The following is a 17,599-nucleotide window of genomic DNA, read 5'->3' on the forward strand; positions in this document are numbered from 1 at the left end:
GGCGGCGGCGGTGCGGGCGGGGACGGCGGGGCGCGGCCGGGGCGATCACACCGTCACCAGGTCCTTGAGCGATTCGAACTTGGCGGGCCCGATGCCGGAGACCTCCATCAGCTCCTCCACCGCGCCGAACGGCCCGTTGGCGTCGCGGTGGGCGATGATCTTCTGCGCCGTCGAGGGGCCGACGCCGGGCAGCTGGTCCAGCGCCGCCTCGTCGGCGGTGTTGAGGTTCACGAGGCCGCCAGCGGCTCCCCCGGCACCGCCCGCTCCCCCGGCTCCGGCCGCGCCCGCGGCACCTCCCGCACCGGCCGGGGCTCCGGCGGCGTCGGGGCTGCCGGGCGGGGCCGGCACGTCGGTGACGAGGATCTGCTCCCCGTCGGCGAGCCTGCGGGCGTGGTTGACGCTGGCGGGATCGGCCTCGGGGAGCATGCCGCCGGCGGCGGCAAGGGCGTCGGCGACGCGCGCCCCGCCCGGCAGAGTCACGACGCCCGGGTGCCGCACCAGCCCCACCACCGAGACGACGATCTCCGACGGCTGCTCCCCCGCCGCGCCGCCGCCCGCCGGGCCCGCGCCCGCGGCGCCATCCGGGCCTCCTGCACCGCCCGCGGCGCCCGAACCGCCGCCTGCCGCGGCTCCCACGCCGCCGGCGCCTCCCACAGCGGCACCGCCCCGGCCACCGGCGATGTCACCTGGGCCCATGCCGTCGGCGGCCGCGGCGACCACGGGCTGACCGGGTTCGGGCATCTGCAGCGTCGGCGTGCGCAGCCACCACACCGCCAGCGCGAGGACGACGAGGAAACCCACGGAGCCCATCGCGATGACGGCCCTGCGGCCGGGTCTCCAGCGGCGGCGGGTGAAGTCGACGGGCATCGACTCGTCGGCGGGCACCGGGGCCAGCAGGTCGCCGATGCGGGAGCGCAGCGTGTCGTTCACGGCCCCGGACGGTAGCCCCGGCCCCGACGCGCACCGCCCGCCGGACGGCGAGCCCGGCACCGGGTGTGGACGCTCCGTGGCCCGTGAATAACTATGGCGCGGGGCGGGTCTCCTGCTGCTCGCGGAGCAAAAAGGACCCCGCCGCGGCAGCACAGCCGGGGCGGGGACGGGGCGGTTGGGCGTCAGTCGTCGCGGGAGGCGTCGTCACGCGAACCGGCGTGACCCGCGTCCGTCCCGGGCTCCGCACGCTCACCGGAATCCGCGTCCGCCGCGGGCGGCTCCTGGTCGGCGGAGGCGCCGGACTCGCGCTTCGCGTCGGCGCCGAAGCGGGCGCCCTCCGGGTCGGACTTGTCGCGCAGGGCGAGCTCCGCGATGGCGCGCTGCAGCGCCTCTGCGCGCTCCTTCGCGGCGCGGCGGTTGGCGCTCCACGTCGGCAGCTTCGAGGTCACCGTCGTCACCAGCGGGGAGCCGTCGGGGCCCGCGGTGGTGCGGGCGGCGTCGGCGGGATGCGCGTCGGACGCGCCGTCCGCGTCGGTGGAGTCCGGATCGTCCGCGCCATCGGCGACGACGAGGGAGACCGCGCAGGCCTCCGGCCCCGCGTGCGCGATGAGCGCCGGCGGCAGATCCACCGACGTCGCCTCGGAGCCGGCGGGCAGCTTCAGCTCCAGGACGTCACACAGCCCGGCCGCGAGATCCGCGTCGCCGCTGTGCTGCACCACCGCGCGGGCGGGGCGGCCGCCCGCGGCGGCGATGCAGCGGTCGACGATGGTCTCCAGGGCCTTCGCCTCCGTGCGGCACTTCGCCTCCACGTGGAGGGCGCCGTCGGACAGCCCGATGACCGGCTTGATGGACAGCGCCGTCGACAGCACCGCCTGACCGGCGGAGATGCGGCCGCCGCGGCGCATCGCGTCGAGCTTCGGCACGTAGATCCACAGCCGCGAGCGGCGCAGCACGTCCTCCGCCGCCGCGAGGCAGGACTCCAGGTCGCCGCCGGCCGCGGACTCCTCCGCCGCCGCGATGGCGGCCAGCCCCAGGGCGGCGCCGACGGTCGCGGTGTCCGGCGCCTCGCAGCGCCCCACGGCGGCGGCGGCCGTGCGGGCGTTCTGCCACGTCGACGACAGCGCCTTCGACAGGTGCAGCGCCAGCACGCCCGCGTCCTTGGCGCGCTCCTGGGCCCGCGCGTACGTCACCGCCAGCGGCAGCGGCTGCAGGGCCGACGTCTTCGGCTTGTCGTCGTCCAGGTCCAGCGGCAGCGGCAGCATCGTGATGCCGTGGGCCGCCGCCTTCTCCTCCGTCAGGCAGGAGGTGTCGTCGACGACGACCTCGACCCGCCCGGCGGTCACGCCCCGGTCCCCTCGGGGCCTGCGGGGGCGGCGGCGCCGTCGGCGGGCGCGTCGCCCGCGGCACCCGGCGCGGCCGTCGCGTCACCCGACGGGCCCGGCTGCGCGCCGTCGGCCGGCGCCGGATCCGCCGAGGTCAGCCGTGCGTTGAACGCGCCGAGGTACCAGCCCAGCTCCCCATCCGGGCGCTCGCGGGCCTCCAGCTCCACCCACGCGGTGTTCCGGAGGCCGTTGAACATGGTCAGCATCGACTGCGGCACGTCCAGCAGCGCGCCCGTCAGCGCCGCGATGGCGCCGCCGTGGGCGACCAGCAGCGTCGTCGAGCCCGGCCAGTCCGCGTCGGACTCCAGCAGCTCGTCGACGACGGAGCGCATCCGCGCGGCGACCTCGATGCGCGTCTCCGCGCCCTCCGGCGCCCACGTCGGGTCGTTGCGCCAGCGCCAGCGCATGCCGGGCTCCGCCTCGTCGATCTCCCCGTGGGTCATCCCCTGCCACACGCCGAGGTTCGTCTCCCGCAGCCGCTCGTCGACGGCGACCTCCAGGCCCAGCGCCCGGCCCACGGCCAGGGCCGTCTGGTGCGCCCGCGACAGGTCGGAGGCGACGATGCGGCGGATGCCCCGCTCCACCTCGCCGAAATGACCCGCCACCGCGTGCGCCTGGGCGACGCCCGCGTCCGACAGGGTCGTGTCCATCTGCCCCTGCATACGCCGGGTGGCGTTGTACGTGGTCTCCCCGTGGCGCAGGAGCAGGAGCCTGCGGGCGGGGGCGGTGTCCGGGGCGTGGGCGGGCATGGTCGGGGCCTTTGCTGGGGACGGGGTCGGTCGGGGCCGGTCTCTGCGCTGCTGCGGCTCGGCCGCTACAGCTCGTTCGAGTCCGGGCCCTCGCCGGCCAGCGGGATCTGGTCGATGTCGGTGGCCGTGCGGGCGGCGTCCGGGCCGTCCGCCTCGGAGGAGCCGGCCTGCGTCAGCGGCGACCGCTGCTCGACGCCCTCGACCTCCACGACCGGGCAGTCCTTCCACAGCCGGTCCAGGCCGTAGTACTCCCGCTCCTCGTGGCGGAACACGTGGACGACGACGGTGCCGTAGTCCAGCAGGGCCCAGCGGCCCTCGCGCACGCCCTCCCGGCGCACCGGCTTCGCGCCGGCGTCGCGCAGGTCGTCCTCGACCTCGTCGACGATCGCGGAGACCAGTCGCTCGTTGTCCGCGCTGATCAGCACGAAGACGTCGGTGATGACCAGCGGCCCGGAGACGTCGAGGACCTGGATGTCCTCGCCCTTCATGCGGTCGGCGGCGATGGAGGCGATGGAGGCCAGCTTCCTGGCCTGATCCGTGGCGGTCACGATTTCTTGTTCAGCTCCTCTGATACAGGTTCCGCTTGGCAATGTACTGCACCACCCCGTCCGGCACGAGGTACCAGACCGGGCGCCCCGCGGCGGCGCGCTCCCGGCAGTCGGTCGACGAGATCGCCATGGCCGGGATCTCCACCAGATGCACCCGCGAGCGGGCCGCCTCCGGCAGATCGATCTTCTCCAGGTGGAAGCCCGGGCGGTTCACGCCGACGAACGTCGCCTGGTCGAACATCTGCTCCCAGTCGCGCCACGTGACGATCTTCCGCAGCGCGTCGGCGCCCGTGATGAAGAACAGCTCCGCGTCCGGGAACTGCGCCTTCAGGTCGTGCAGCGTGTCGATGGTGTACGTCGGCCCCGGCCGGTCGATGTCCACCCGCGACACGGTGAACCGCGGGTTGGAGGCGGTTGCGATGACCGTCATCAGGTAGCGGTCCTCCGCCTCGGTCACCTTCCGGTCCTTCTTCTGCCACGGCTCGCCCGTCGGGACGAACACCACCGTGTCCAGGTCGAACCGGTCGGCGACCTCGCTGGCCGCCACCAGGTGGCCATGGTGGACGGGGTCGAACGTGCCGCCCATGACGCCGACGCGGCGCAGCGCCGGGCCATCGCCCGTCGGGGACGGCTGGACGGCGGCGCCGGAGACGGCGGAGGCGGTGTCTGACATGCGGGTCATCGTACCGCCCGGGTGCCGCGCCGCCCCATTCGGCGCGGGACGGCCGGGGGCGCGGCGCGGCCGGGCGCGGCCCGGTGGAGGATGCGCGCGACGCGGGGGACGTCGTCACGCGCATGCCCCGGGAACGCGGACACCCCGGGCCCGCGCGCGATGCGCGGGCCCGGGGCATCGTCGGGCGATCAGAAGGAGCCGCAGTCGGTGCGCGGCTCCTCGCCGCGGAACACCGCGTCGAGGTAGTCGAGCGCCGGCGGTGCGTCCGTGAAGATGGGCAGCAGATGATTCGCCGTCGACTTCGGCAGGATCGCCGGCGTCGCGTTCTCCAGGAACGCCACCGGCACGCCCGCCGAGCAGTAGCCGCGGCCCAGCTCGCGCGCCTGCTCCGTCGGGATGGTGTCGTCGTTCACCGCCGACTCCAGCAGGATCGGCACCTGCGGCGTCCGCTGCCCCAGGTTCTGCTTTCCGACGTAGTCCCGGATCTCGGGGACGTCATCCACCAGCTGCCGGAACGACCGGCCGTCGGAGGTCAGATCCGTCGTCGACAGGCCGCCCCACGACACCATCGAATCGACGATGCACTGCCCGCGCGTCGACGCCAGGAACTCGCGGCCCCGGTCGTTCAGCAGCTCGTCGGCCAGCGGCGCCAGCTCCGGCTTGTACTCCAGGCCCGCGTTGAGGACGTAGCCCAGCACGCCGACGATCATGTTGCCGTCGACCGCCGCCGACACGTCCGCCAGATTCGCCGGCGGGCCGCCCACGTAGGCGGCCTTGACGTTCAGCTCCGGCGCGTACTCCGGCGCCAGCTCCGCCGCGGCCGCCGACGCGCCGCCGCCCTGCGAGTAGCCCATGAACGCCACCGGCGCATCCGCCGGCGCGCCCGCGTGGGCCAACGCCGCGCGCGCCGCGTCGAGGACCGCATTGCCCTGGTCGTCGTAGCCGATGTACGCGTGCGTGCCCGGCGTGCCCATGCCGATGTAGTCCGTGACGACGACGCGCATGCCCCGCGACGCCGCGAGGTACGCCGCGACGAGCTCGTAGTTCGCGCCGATGGACGGCAGCCGGTCCGCGTTGGCGAACAGGCCCGCGCCCGACGACGGCGCGCACTGATCCGCCTGGCCCATCGTGCCCGGCGCCAGCACCACCGTCGGGCGCTCGCCGCCGCCCTCCCACGCCGCGGACGGCTCGATGACGAAGCCCGACACCGGGCGGACCGTGCCCGTCGCGTCCGTCGACGCGTAGAGGATCTTCGTCGCGGTGCCCGGCCAGGCACCGACGCCGGCGGCGTCCAGCAGGTGCTTCGCCGGCTGCGTCGTGATGATCTCGCCGGGCGCCTGCCCGCTCACCGGGGCCTGGTAGAAGGGGTCGTCCAGCCCGTCGACCGGCTCCGGGTACAGCCCCGGCGCCTCCGACCCCGCCGGACGGCGCGGCAGATGCGGCGTCAGCGGACCCGAGCCCGGCAGCTGCGACGAGCCCTCCGAGGAGCCCGGGGCGCCCGGGGCGCCCGGGGCGCCCGGGGCGCCCGGGATGTGGTGGGAGCCGTAGGAGGGGGCGTCGGCGTCGGCGGCTTCTGCGGCGGCGGGGTCGGCGAGATCGGCGGGGTCGACGGGGGTCGCGCCGGCCTGGGGCCCCGCGAGCACCGCGGCCGCGGCGAGGAGGGCGGCCGCGGCGGTGCGGGCCGCCGTCAGACGTGGGCGGGGCGCGGCGAGGGCGGCGGCGGTGCCGGTGGTCTCGGCCGCGGTCTCGGTCGCGCCGACCGGGACTCCGGCGCGGACGGCGACGCGACGCGCGCGGAGGCCGTCGTCAAGCACATCACTGCTGGTGGCGCGGGGATTCGGGGACATGGGCATGGCCTTTCGGAAAGCGTGGGGCGAGGGTTCGTCTGGGGCGGGCGGGGCTAGAACGACCCGCAGTTCGACTCCGGCGAGGCGCCGTTGAGGGCGTCGAAGAGGAAGTCGAAGGAATCGGACTGGTTGACCAGCATCGGCAGGACGTGGTCGATGACGGACTTCGGCACCGTCGGGCGGTAGTCGTGGATCGCGTGGACCACGTGGCCGCCCTGCGTGCAGTAGTCGCGAGCCAGCTGCGTGGCCTGGCCGGGCGGGATGACGTCGTCGGCGTCGCTGTTGTCGATGTAGATGGGGTGATCCGGCACGCGGCCGGGGCGGCCCAGCTTCTGCTCGTCGACGTACGCCGCGACGCGCGGCACCTCCGACAGCAGCTCCGAGAACGACGACCCGTCGGCCGTCAGCCCGTCGGTCGTGCGCAGGCCCCACGTCGCCGCCGTGTCGAAGATGCACTGCGTGCGGACGCTTCGGAGGAAATCGCGCCCGTCGTCGGTGAGGAACGGGTCGATCTCCTGCTCCAGCGCCGGGTCGTGGCGGATGCCGGCGTTCAGCGCGTAGCCGATCGCGCCGGTGATGAGGGTGCCGTCGATCTGCTTGAGCACCTCCCGCAGATCCGCCGGCGGCGCGCCCGCGTAGGTCGCGCGGATGTCGAGGGCCGGGGCGTACTCGGACGCCCGCTCGGCCGCCGACGCCGCGGCGCCGCCGCCCTGCGAGTAGCCCGTGATGGCCACCGGCGCGGACGGATCGCCCGCCAGCGCGTTGGCGGCGCGGGCGGCGTCGAGCACCGCATGCGCCTCGTCCGTGCTGTTCACGTACGTGTGCGGGCCCGGGGTGCCCATGCCCATGTAGTCGGTGACGATGACGCGCGCACCGCGGGCCGTCGCCTGGTACGCCGTGGTCAGCTCGTAGTTCAGGCCGAGCGTCGGCGTCGCCGCGTCGGCGTTGACGAGCAGGCCGTAGCCCGCCGACGGGGCGCACTGGCGGCCCTGCCCCAGCGTGCCCGGGGCGACGACGACGGTCGGCCGGGGGCCGTCGCCCTCCCACTCCTTCACGGGCTCGAACAGCAGGCCCGTCACCGCCGTCGGCGCGCCCTGCGCGTCCACCGAGGCGTACATGATCTTCTGCGCCGTGCCCGGCCAGTCCACGCCGATGTGCTGCAGCAGATGCTGCGCCGGCGCCGTGCGGATGACGGTGCCCGCGGCGGGGACGTCCGCCGGCGGCTCGTAGAACGGGTCCGTCGCCGGGTCGGCGTAGGCGGGGTTGCGCGGCAGAGCGCCGCCCACCGCCGACGAGCCCTCCGCGGAGCCCGGGATGACGGAGCTGTTGCCGACGGCGGGGTCGGCGGGCGCGGCCGGGTCGGCGGACGCCGGCGCCGCGAGGAGCCCGGCGGGCAGCGCCGCCGCGGCGACGGCGGCGACGGCGGCCCGGGACGTCGTCACGCGACAACGCTCGATCCACCGCGACCGCGCCCCGGACGCGCGCCGCGACCCCGCGCGGCCCCGGACCGCGCGCATCAGAACGACCCGCAGTTCGACTCGGGGACCTCGCCGTGGAAGGCGTTCATGACGAACTCGAGCGAGGTGGACTGGTTGATGAGCATCGGCAGCGCGTGGTCGAGCGCCGATCGCGGAATCGTCGGGTCGTAGTGGTGGATCTCCATGTCGACGTGCCCGTCGAGCGAGCAGTAGTCGCGGCCCAGCTGCTCCGCCTGACCCGGCGGGATGACGTCGTCTGCGGCGCTGTTGTCGATGCGGATCGGATGATCCGGGACGCGGCCCTGGCCCAGCTTCTGGCGGTCGACGTAGGAGGCGACCTCCGGGATGCGCTCCAGCAGCTCGGAGAAGGTGATGCCGTCCTTCGTGAACTCGGACGTGTTCTTCAGGCCCCACGTCGCCGCCGTGTCGACGATGCACTGTGTGCGCACCGAGTCGAGGAAGTCCTTGCCCTCCTCGTTGAGGTGCACGTCCACCAGGGACTCCAGCTGCGGGTTGTAGCGCAGGCCCGAATTCAGCGCGTACCCGATGGCGCCCGTGATGAGGCTGCCGTCGATCTGCTTCAGCACCTCGCGCAGATCGGCCGGTGGCGCACCCGCGTACGTCGCGACGATGTTGAGGTCCGGCGCGTACTCCGGCGCCCGCTCCGCCGCCGACGCCGCCGCGCCGCCGCCCTGCGAGTAACCCATGATGGCCACCGGCGAATCCGCCGGCAGGCCGATCTGCGACAGGCCCGCGCGGCCCGCGTCGAGCACCGCCTGCGCCTCGTCGGCGCTGTTCACGTACGTGTGCGGGCCCGGGGTGCCCATGCCGATGTAGTCCGTCATGATGACGCGCGCGCCCTTCGACAGCGCGCCGTACGCGGAGACGAGCTCATAGTTCGTCGCGACCGTCGGGACGCCCAGATCCATGTTCAGGAACATGCCGTAGCCCGCCGACGGCGCGCACTGGCGGCCCTGCCCCAGCGTGCCCGGCGCGAGGATCACCGTCGGCTGCGGGCCCTCGCCCTCCCACTCCTTCGTCGGGGTGAAGACGACGCCCGTGACCGCCGTCGGCTCGCCGCGCTCGTTCGTCGAGGCGTACATGATCTTCTCCGCCGTGCCCGGCCAGTCGATGCCCGTCTTCTGCAGCAGCTGCTCCCCCGGCGCCGTGCGGATGACGGTGCCCGGGGCCGGGATGGTCGCCGGCGGCTCGTAGAACGGGGCGGTCGCGGGGTCGTTCCAGGTGGGGTTGGCCGGCAGGGCGTCGAGGACGCCGTCGACGGCGGACGAGCCCGCGGAGCTGCCCGAGGCGCCCGGGAGCTCCGAGGAGTTGCCGACGTGGTCGTCGGAGGGGGCGCTGCCGGAGTCGGCGGCGGGGGTGTCGGCGCTGCCGTTGGCGGTGCCGCCCGGTGCGGCGTCGGAGCCGGCACTGCCCGCGTCGGCGACCTGCGCGGGGACGTCGGGGAGCTCGGGGATGGCGGGGTCGGCGGCGGCCGGGCCCGCGTTGAGCGCGGTCACGGCGAGCAGGGCGGCGGCGGAGACGGCCGCGGCCACCCTCTTCTTCGGCGTCTTCGGCGGGATCGGCATGCGGGTCATGCGGGGAAGAGTAGGTGAAATAGTTTTGTCTCCAGCCGGAACGGAGCTATTCCGCGGAGCCGCCGGTAGCGTCACCCCCTTTCGGGGGCAAAGGAATCCGCAGGTCGGGCCGGGTTTTTCGCGGCGGTTTCTGGTGCTGGTGAGATGCGTTGCTGCGCAGCGCTTTTCGACGTTTCCCGCCACGGCTCCCGTCCCTTCGCGAGGGCCGGGTCGGCGGTTCGGGGATGCTCGGGAGGTCGTTCCGGCGCCGATCCGGGGTCGTGCGGGGAAGGGAATGTCGGGTCGCCTCGTATGGTGCGGGCAACGCGTGAGGGGAGGGAACGATGCGCGACACGAGGGCGGGGAAACCGCAGTTCACGGCTACCGCGACGGCGATGGCGGGTGCTGCCGCGGGCGCGGCTGTAGCAGCGGGTGGTGCAGCGGACGCTGACGGCGCGGCGACGGCGCGAGCTGCCGCGGGCGCGGCTGCGGCTCGGGCTTCGGCTACGGACGAGCCCGATATCACCGACGCGGCATTCTTCTCCGGCTCCGCGACCGTCGCCGGTGCCCGCGCCGCGATGGCGAGCCTCCGCGCCTCCCTGTCCGTCCTCGGCGACATCGCGAAAGGCGCCGACAAGCTGCCGTGGGACGACGCCCTCGCCATCGCCGCCGAGTTCGAGCGGACCATGAGCAGGCGCTCCGGCTTCGACCTCGCCTTCACCGAGTTCGCGATGGGCGACGCCGCCCAGCGGCGCTCCGGCACAACCGACACGTGCGGGTTCCTCAGCCGAGTCCTCGGCATCTCCCGCGCCCAGGCCCGCGAGCGGATGGAGGCCGTCCGCGTGCTCGGCGACGTCGAGCCGGAGGACGACGACGGCGGCGACCTCCCGCCCGACGAGGCGGGGCTGTTCGGCGGCGGCTCCGGCAGCTTCGGGGACGGGCCCGAGACGGACGACGGCCCCGACGCCGACGCAGCTGCCGCGGCCGCCGCCGCGGAGGCCGCCGCCCGCGCGGCGGAGGAGGAACGCCTCCGGCGCGAGCGGGAGCGTTCGCGTGAGGAGGCGCGTCGCAAAGCATCCGACGGCGACATCACCCCCGCGAAACTCGACGCTCTGCGGCGCGAGCTCAAGCGGCTGCGGTCCGGCGGATCGATGACCGCCGAGGACATCAAGGCGCGCATCCTCAAGCGCGCCGGAGAGTGGAACGCCGACCGCGTGCGGCGCGAGACGCGTGCGCTGGTCGACAAGTCCAACGCGCACGCCGCGCCGGACCCGTTCTCCGATCTGCGCGAACGCGACTTCTGGGTGTCGAAGCAGGCCGACCGCGACGGCTCGTTCCGCTTCGGCGGGCGCATGCCCGCGCACTCTGCCGCGCTGCTGCGGAAGTACCTGACGACGCACGCCGTCAAGGGCGCCGGCATCGAGCTCCCCGACGGCGTCGACGACCGGCGCTCGCAGGGGCAGCGCAACATGGACGCCTTCTCCCGGATGATCGACGGGGCGATGCATGCCGAGCCCGGCGCGCACGCCGCGGGCCACGCGACCGTCGTCGTGACGTTCCGCGGGCGCGACGGCGGGATGACCCGACCGGACGATGGCCCGTTCGGCGACCGTTCGTTCGGCGACGACCACGCGTCCGCGCACCACTCCCCCGGCCCGCACGACGGCCGAGTCGACGGCTGCGGTGCCGACGGCTGCGGGTGCGGCCACGACCATCCTCATCCGCACGCCCATGGCGCCGGCGGCGGACCGGGAGCCGCCGGCTTTCCGGACGGCAGGCAGGCGAACACCGCGACGATGACCGGCACGACGAACGTCGGCATCGATCTCACCCTCGCACAGGTCCTGCGCCTGGGGCTCGACACGCACTGGTACGCGGCGCTCGTCGACGGCGACCCCGCGCCGCAGGGCATGAACCTGCGGCTCGGCCGGTCCGCCCGGACGGCGACGACCGCGCAGCGCATCGCGCTCCAGGTTTTCGACGGCTGCTGCCAGCACCCCGGCTGCGACCGCCCGCTCGACGAGTGCGACGTCCACCACATCGTCGCCTGGCTCGCCGGCGGCCGCACCGACATCGAGAACCTCGTCCCCCTCTGCCGCACCCACCACGTGAACAACGACGACACCTGGTCGGACGTGCGCAAGGGCCACATGACGCCGCGGACCGCCGCCAACGGGCACCGTTCCGGCTGGTCGGGCCCCGTCCACCCGGACGGCACCCCGCTGCGGCACCCGTCGCACGCCGAATCACCGGGAGGCGGCGGGAGGAACCGACCGGGGCCACGGAGGGCGACGCTGTTCAACGACTCCCCGCCCTCCCGGGCGGCGGAGGGATACCCCGCGGAGGCACGTCCACCCGAATCCCACTCGCCGGAGGAAAACCCGGCACCGGGGCCTCCGGCGGCAGGACCTCCGGCGGCAGGACCTCCGGCGGCGGGACCTCCGGCGGCGGAGCATCCAGCGGCGGGATCCCCTCGGCGTCACATCCCCCACCACGCACCCCATCCGTCACAGCCCGGCTCCCCGGTGCCCTCCCGCGGGACCCGCGATCCTGGATGGACCCGTGAGCTGGACCGGTACCGCGACCCAGATGGGACCCGTGAACGAGGCGGTGCCCGAGAACCGGACGTAGACCGGGGAACCGATCCGCCCACCCAGGCGAAACCCGTCTCCATGACGATCCCGCGCGAAGTGCCGCGCTCACCCGGTACCCCGTCGTGGATCCAGTCCCCCGGCCCGCCGCCGTTCTGACGGCCACCCGCGAGCCTCGGCTACCCGAATGCCGTCGCGTGCCCGGATGCCGTCGCGTGCCTGGATGCCGACGGCCATGCACACGACGAGGCCCCGGCCGGCCGGTGTTCGTTCACCGGCCGACCGGGGCCTCCACCAGGGATGCGGTCCGCGGGGCGACGCCTCGGAGCCTCGGGGTTTCTGCGACTCAGCGACTCAGCGCCTCAGTGCCTCGGCGTCACGTCGCGCCGCGCCGCGGGAGCCCGCTACGGGCGCGTCTGGCCGTCGCCGCGCAGCACCCACTTGGAGGACGTCAGCTCGGGCAGGCCCATGGGGCCGCGGGCGTGGAGCTTCTGGGTGGAGATGCCGATCTCCGCGCCGAAGCCGAACTGCTCGCCGTCGGTGAACGCGGTGGAGGCGTTGACGTTGACGGTGGAGGCGTCGACCTCGGCGACGAAGCGCTCGCACACGCCCCAGTCGCGGGCGGCGACGGCCTCGGTGTGGCCGGAGCCGTGGGCGGCGATGTGGGCGACGGCCTCGCCGACGCCGTCGACGACCTTCGCGGCGATGTCCATGGACAGGTACTCGTCGTCCCAGTCCTCGTCGGTCGCGGCGACGACGCCGTCGAGCACGGCGCGGTCGACGCCCGCGCCGGCGTCGAGGTTCTCGCGGTCGCCGTGGACGGTGACGCCGGCGTCGGCGAGGGCGGCGAGGACGCGGCCGACGCCCTCGTCGCCGAGGGCGGCGTCGATGAGCACCGTCTCGGTGGCGTTGCACACGGAGACGCGGCGGGTCTTGCCGTTGAGCAGGAGGGCGATCGCCTCGTCGAGATCGGCGGAGCCGTCGATGTAGATGTGGCAGTTGCCGGTGCCGGTCTCGATGGCGGGGACGGTGGCGCCCTCGACGACGGCGTTGATGAGGCCGGCGCCGCCGCGCGGGATGACCACGTCGACGAGGCCGCGCGCGGTGATGAGGTCCTGCACGGAGTCGTGCGTCTCGCACGGCAGCAGCTGGACGAGGTCCTCGGGGGCGTCGTGGTCGGCGAGGACGCGGCGCAGCACGCCGACGAGCGCCTCGTTGGACCGGACGGCGGACTTCGAGCCGCGCAGCAGGGCCACGTTGCCGGACTTGAGGGCGAGGCCGAAGGCGTCGACGGTGACGTTCGGGCGGGCCTCGTACACCATGCCCATCACGCCGAGCGGCACGCGGACCTGCGACAGGCGGGCGCCGTTGGGGAGGGTGGAGCCGCGGAGGACCTCGCCGACGGGGTCGGTGAGGCCGGCGACCTGGCGGAGGCCGCCGGCGATGCCCTCGATGCGGCCGGCGTCGAGGCGCAGGCGGTCGACGAGGGACTCGGCGATGCCGCGCTCGCGGCCGGCCTCGATGTCCTTCTCGTTGGCGGCGACGATCTCGTCGGTCGCGGCGACGAGGGCGTCGGCGGCGGCGAGGAGGATCTCGTTCTTGCGGGCCGAGGTCCACGTGGCGACCTCGGAGGTCACGACCTTCGCGCGCCGGGCCTTCTCGAGGACCTCGGCGCGCTCGGCGGCGCGGACGTCGGTCGTTGCGGGGTTCGTCTCAGACATGTTCACCAGCATAGGGAAGCCGCGGGGCGTGGTTTCCGGTTCGCGTGCCCCCGCCGCGGGGCTTCCGTCTGCGCGGCCGGGGTCGCGGTGATGCGGTTGTGGTCGATGCTCCCTCGCGGGGGCCGGCGGGTGGCCCGGGGAGGCGTGCGTCGTCACGCGCATCCGGTGGATGCGCGGTCGCGTGACGACGCCCGCCGCCCCGGCCCCGCGCCCGCGTCAGGCGCGGGTGGCGTACCCGGTGAGGTAGTCGGCGTGGACGACGGGGCGCTGGAGGCCGTCGGGCAGCTCCGAGGTCGGGTGGCCGACGATGCGCCCGAGCTCCTCGTAGTCGTACGACACCTCGCCGCGGCCGACGATCTCGCCGCCGGGGCCGACGATGTCGACGATGTCGCCGGCGTGGAACTCGCCGTCGAACGACGTGATGCCGACGGGCAGGAGGGACTTGCGGCGCTCGGTGACGGCGCGGACGGCGCCGGCGTCGATGCGCAGCACGCCCGCGGAGTCGGCGGCGTAGAGGACCCACGCCTTCCACGCGGACAGGCGGTCCTCCTTCGGGGCGAAGGCGGTGCCGACGTCGGCGTCGCCGAGGGCGCGGTCGATGTCGTCGGCGGAGGCCAGCAGCACCGGCACGCCCGCGCGGGACGCGAGGCGCGCGGCGGAGACCTTCGAGGCCATGCCGCCGGTGCCGAGCTTGCCGCCGTCGCCGGCGACGACGCCCTTGAGGTCGTTGCCCGACCACACCTCCGGGACGAAGCGGGCGCCCGGCTCGGAGGGGTTGCGGTCGTAGAGGCCCTCGACGTCCGACAGCAGGACGAGGGCGTCGCAGTACGCGAGGTGGCTGACCAGCGCCGCGAGGCGGTCGTTGTCGCCGAAGCGCATCTCGGAGGTGGCGACGGTGTCGTTCTCGTTGACGATCGGCACGGCGCCGAGCTGGCGCAGCCGGTCGATGGTGCGCTGGGCGTTGCGGGCGCGGGTGCGCTCGCCGGCGTCCGCCGAGGTCAGCAGGACCTGGGCGGTGGTGCGGCCGTAGCGGCCGAAGGATCGGGCCCACTCGGCGGCCAGGCGGACCTGGCCGACCGCGGCGGCGGCCTGCTTCGTCGCCAGATCCGTCGGGCGGGTGGCGAGCCCCAGCGGGCCCATGCCCGACGCGACGGCGCCCGAGGACACCAGGATGATGTCCGAGCCGGCGCCCATGCGCTTCTGCAGGGCCTCCGCGATCGCGTCGATGCGGCGCGGGTCCGTGCGGCCGTCGGGGCCGGTCAGGGAGGAGGAGCCGACCTTGACGACGACGCGCTTCGCCGTGCGGATCGTCTCGCGGGTCGCCGAGTCGTACGGCGGGGCCATGCGGCCCGGCACGGGCCCGGCGGGCGCGGACGGCGCGGCCTGGGCGGCCTGGGCGGCCTGGGCGGCCTGCGCTGCCTGCGCGGCGGCGGGCGCGCCGGACGTGGCGGCCGCGGCGGGGTCGTCGACGTCGGCGGCGGGCGTCTCGTCGGCCGCGGGGGCGACGGCGGCGCCCGGGGTGGCGGCCTCGACGGCGGCCGCGGCGAAGGCGACCTCCGGGTCGGCGGCGCCCTCGCCGGACTCGGCCGCGGCGATGGCGGCGGAGGCGGCGTGCGCGGCGGCGGCCGTGCGGGCCGTGTCGCGGTTGCCGGAGGCGGCGGGGCGCGCCCCGGCGGCGGGCCCGAGATCGGCGGCGGCGCGGTCGGCGCGGTCGGCCGTCGCGGCAGGCGCCGCGGTTCCGGCGGCGGCCCGGTCGGCCGTCGCGGTCCCGGCGGCGGGGGCGCCGGCCGGTGCGGCGGCGTCCGCCTCGCGGGTCGCGTCGCCCGCGTTCGTGGTGTCCTCGGTCATCGTGGTCTCGATGAGCATCCGTTCCCTGGTGGTCTCGTCGTGCAGTCGATCCCCCGGCTCGTCGCGTCGCCCTGCGGCAGCGTCGTCGCGCTGCGCGGCGCGGGCGGTGCGGTCCGTGGTGGCCGGTTCATCGTCCCGGCCCGTGCCGTCGGCGGTGCGCCCTCCGTCGCGTCCGGCGACGGCGGCGGCCATGGCGTCGACGAACCGGGTCAGCCCGGCGTCGTCGCGCTCGTCCGCGTCGGCCACGGTCCCCCGTGAGCCCATATGCCTGCATAACGAAGTCTCGGCGGCATCGCCAACCGAACGCGCATATTCGTGACCATGCTCACATTCCGCGGCGCGATCGGCGGACGCGCGATCGGGGACGGCGCCGCCGGAGCGGGACTCGTCGTCATGCGAACGCGCATCGGCGGCCCCGTGATCGGGGCCCGCGCCGCCGGAGCGGTCGCCGTCGTCACGCGAGAACCCGGACGCGCCCCGCACCCCTCCGGCGCTCACTGCCAGCGCTCCCGGGTGGCCTCCTCGCCCTCGAGCTCGTACTCGTCGATGAGGCCGCGGCGGGCCTGCGACGCGCGCTTGCGCTCCTCGGAGGTGCTGCGGCCGGTGCGCTCGAGGCGGCGGTCGGTGCCGCGGCCGGTGGTGATCTTCTCGTCGACGCCGGCGGCGGTCATCGGCTGCCATTCGAAGGAGATGGCGCCGATGGAGACGGTGGAGCCCTCGACGGCGCCGGCCTTCGCCAGGGCCTCCTCGACGCCGAGGCGGGCGAGGCGGTCGCCGAGGTAGCCGACGGCCTCGTCGTTCTCGAAGTCGGTCTGGTGGATCCAGCGCTCGGGCTTGCGGCCGACGACGATGAAGGCGTCGTCCATGTCGGGGTCGCGCTCGATGACGAAGTCGACGCCCTCGCCGCCGCGGCGCCCGCCCCGGCCGCGGCCGCGGGGGCCCGAGCCGGTGCCGTCGACGCCGGCGGGGCGGAGCACGGCGGGGCCGGACGACTCCTTCGCCGGGTGGGCCTTGCGGTAGTCCTGCACCAGCTGGTGGAGGCCGTAGCGCAGCGGGTCGAGGCCCTCGCGGGCGACGGTGGAGATCTCGTAGACGGGCCAGCCGAACTCCTCGAGCTCGGGGCGCATCATCTGGGCCATCTCGCGGCCGTCGGGGACGTCGATCTTGTTGAGGATGATGACGCGCGGCCGCTCCATCAGGTCGCCGAGGCCGACGTCGGAGTCGAGCGCGGACTGGTAGTTCGCCAGCTCCGCCTCCAGCGCGCGGATGTCGGAGACGGGGTCGCGCTCGGTCTCGAAGGCGGCGCAGTCGACGACGTGGGCGAGGACGGCGCACCGCTCGATGTGTCGTAGGAAGTCGAGGCCCAGGCCGCGGCCCTCGGAGGCGCCGGGGATGAGGCCGGGGACGTCGGCGATGGTGAAGGCGTCGTGGCCGACCTGGACGACGCCGAGGTTCGGCTGCAGCGTCGTGAAGGGGTAGTCGCCGATCTTCGGCTTCGCGGCGCTCATCGCCGACACGAGCGACGACTTGCCGGCCGACGGGAAGCCGACGAGGCCGACGTCGGCCATGGACTTCAGCTCGAGGACGAGGTCGCGCTCCTCCCCCGGCTCGCCGAGCAGCGCGAAGCCGGGCGCGCGGCGGTTGTGGTTCGCCAGCGCGGCGTTGCCGAGGCCGCCGAAGCCTCCCTGCGCCGCCGTGAAGCGGGTGCCGGCGCCGGTCATGTCGGCGAGGACGGTGCCGTCGGCGTCGAGGACGACGGTGCCCTCCGGCACGCCGAGGAGCAGGTCGTCGCCGCGGGCGCCGTTGCGGTGGTCGCCGGAGCCCGGCTGGCCCTTGCCCGCCTTGACGTGCGGGTGGAAATGGAAGTCGAGCAGCGTGTGGACCTGCGGGTCGACCTGCAGGATGATGTCGCCGCCGTGGCCGCCGTTGCCGCCGTCGGGGCCGCCGAGCGGCTTGAACTTCTCCCGGAGGATGGAGTTGCACCCGTGGCCGCCGTCGCCGGCCTGCAGGTGCAGGACGACTCGGTCGATGAAGCGGGACATGCGGCTCCTCCTGGGTGTCGGCTGACGGCTGGGCGCGGCGCGGACGGCCGCGCGTCGTCCGCCCATTGTTCCACGTCGCCGCCGGTGCGGGAAACGCGCGGGGCGGGCGGGCGCGGGTGCGCGGGGCGGGTACGTGCGGGGCCGGACGCGGGGTGGGGCGCCGAGTGCGCGCGGCGGGCGCGCGCCGCCGCGCGGGTGGTGCGGCCGGAGGTGCTG

General features: G+C 75.1%; 12 protein-coding genes. 1 reads left to right on the forward strand and 11 read right to left on the reverse strand.

Annotated features, from left to right (window positions below):
* Window positions 1-45: 45 nt before the first annotated feature.
* The 8 genes from QQS41_RS03470 to QQS41_RS03505 all read right to left on the reverse strand — a co-directional run bounded on the left by QQS41_RS03470 (window position 46) and on the right by QQS41_RS03505 (window position 9,202).
* Window positions 46-930, reverse strand: a complete 885-nt coding sequence (locus tag QQS41_RS03470) for a ComEA family DNA-binding protein (protein WP_448851291.1) — start codon at window positions 928-930, stop codon at window positions 46-48.
* Window positions 931-1,112: 182 nt separating this feature from the next.
* A complete protein-coding gene (locus QQS41_RS03475) occupies window positions 1,113-2,273 on the reverse strand; it encodes a DegV family protein (RefSeq protein WP_448851292.1) in 1,161 nt (386 codons plus the stop codon).
* The gene (locus QQS41_RS03480) at window positions 2,270-3,061 is read right to left on the reverse strand and encodes a histidine phosphatase family protein (protein WP_448851293.1); all 792 of its coding nucleotides are present in this window, start codon (window positions 3,059-3,061) and stop codon (window positions 2,270-2,272) included. Before QQS41_RS03480 ends, QQS41_RS03475 begins: the two co-directional genes overlap by 4 nt.
* 65 nt (window positions 3,062-3,126) lie before the next feature.
* Entirely contained in the window at window positions 3,127-3,609 is a 483-nt protein-coding gene (rsfS, locus tag QQS41_RS03485) for a ribosome silencing factor (RefSeq protein ID WP_448851294.1), read from the reverse strand.
* Window positions 3,610-3,619: 10 nt separating this feature from the next.
* A complete protein-coding gene (gene nadD, locus QQS41_RS03490; protein WP_448851295.1) occupies window positions 3,620-4,291 on the reverse strand; it encodes a nicotinate-nucleotide adenylyltransferase in 672 nt (223 codons plus the stop codon).
* A gap of 179 nt (window positions 4,292-4,470) precedes the next feature.
* The gene (locus QQS41_RS03495) at window positions 4,471-6,129 is read right to left on the reverse strand and encodes a lipase family protein (RefSeq protein WP_448851296.1); all 1,659 of its coding nucleotides are present in this window, start codon (window positions 6,127-6,129) and stop codon (window positions 4,471-4,473) included.
* Between the two features lie 53 nt (window positions 6,130-6,182).
* Window positions 6,183-7,571 carry a lipase family protein gene (locus tag QQS41_RS03500; protein ID WP_448851297.1) on the reverse strand — a complete coding sequence of 463 codons (1,389 nt, stop codon included), beginning with the start codon at window positions 7,569-7,571 and terminating at the stop codon, window positions 6,183-6,185.
* A gap of 74 nt (window positions 7,572-7,645) precedes the next feature.
* The gene (locus tag QQS41_RS03505; protein ID WP_448851298.1) at window positions 7,646-9,202 is read right to left on the reverse strand and encodes a lipase family protein; all 1,557 of its coding nucleotides are present in this window, start codon (window positions 9,200-9,202) and stop codon (window positions 7,646-7,648) included.
* Between the two features lie 557 nt (window positions 9,203-9,759).
* Here QQS41_RS03505 and QQS41_RS03510 point away from each other — a divergent pair.
* Window positions 9,760-11,931 carry a DUF222 domain-containing protein gene (locus QQS41_RS03510; protein WP_448851299.1) on the forward strand — a complete coding sequence of 724 codons (2,172 nt, stop codon included), beginning with the start codon at window positions 9,760-9,762 and terminating at the stop codon, window positions 11,929-11,931.
* A 245-nt stretch (window positions 11,932-12,176) separates the two neighbouring features.
* Here the strand turns inward: QQS41_RS03510 and QQS41_RS03515 are convergent, their stop codons facing one another.
* The 3 genes from QQS41_RS03515 to obgE all read right to left on the reverse strand — a co-directional run bounded on the left by QQS41_RS03515 (window position 12,177) and on the right by obgE (window position 17,383).
* Window positions 12,177-13,493: a glutamate-5-semialdehyde dehydrogenase gene (locus tag QQS41_RS03515; RefSeq protein WP_448851300.1), complete on the reverse strand. Its 1,317-nt coding sequence runs from the start codon at window positions 13,491-13,493 to the stop codon at window positions 12,177-12,179.
* Window positions 13,494-13,709: 216 nt separating this feature from the next.
* Window positions 13,710-14,837 carry a glutamate 5-kinase gene (gene proB, locus QQS41_RS03520; RefSeq protein WP_448851959.1) on the reverse strand — a complete coding sequence of 376 codons (1,128 nt, stop codon included), beginning with the start codon at window positions 14,835-14,837 and terminating at the stop codon, window positions 13,710-13,712.
* Window positions 14,838-15,835: 998 nt separating this feature from the next.
* A complete protein-coding gene (gene obgE / locus QQS41_RS03525; protein ID WP_448851301.1) occupies window positions 15,836-17,383 on the reverse strand; it encodes a GTPase ObgE in 1,548 nt (515 codons plus the stop codon).
* Window positions 17,384-17,599: the final 216 nt, after the last annotated feature.

The sequence above is a fragment of the Corynebacterium sp. 335C genome, from assembly GCF_053525695.1.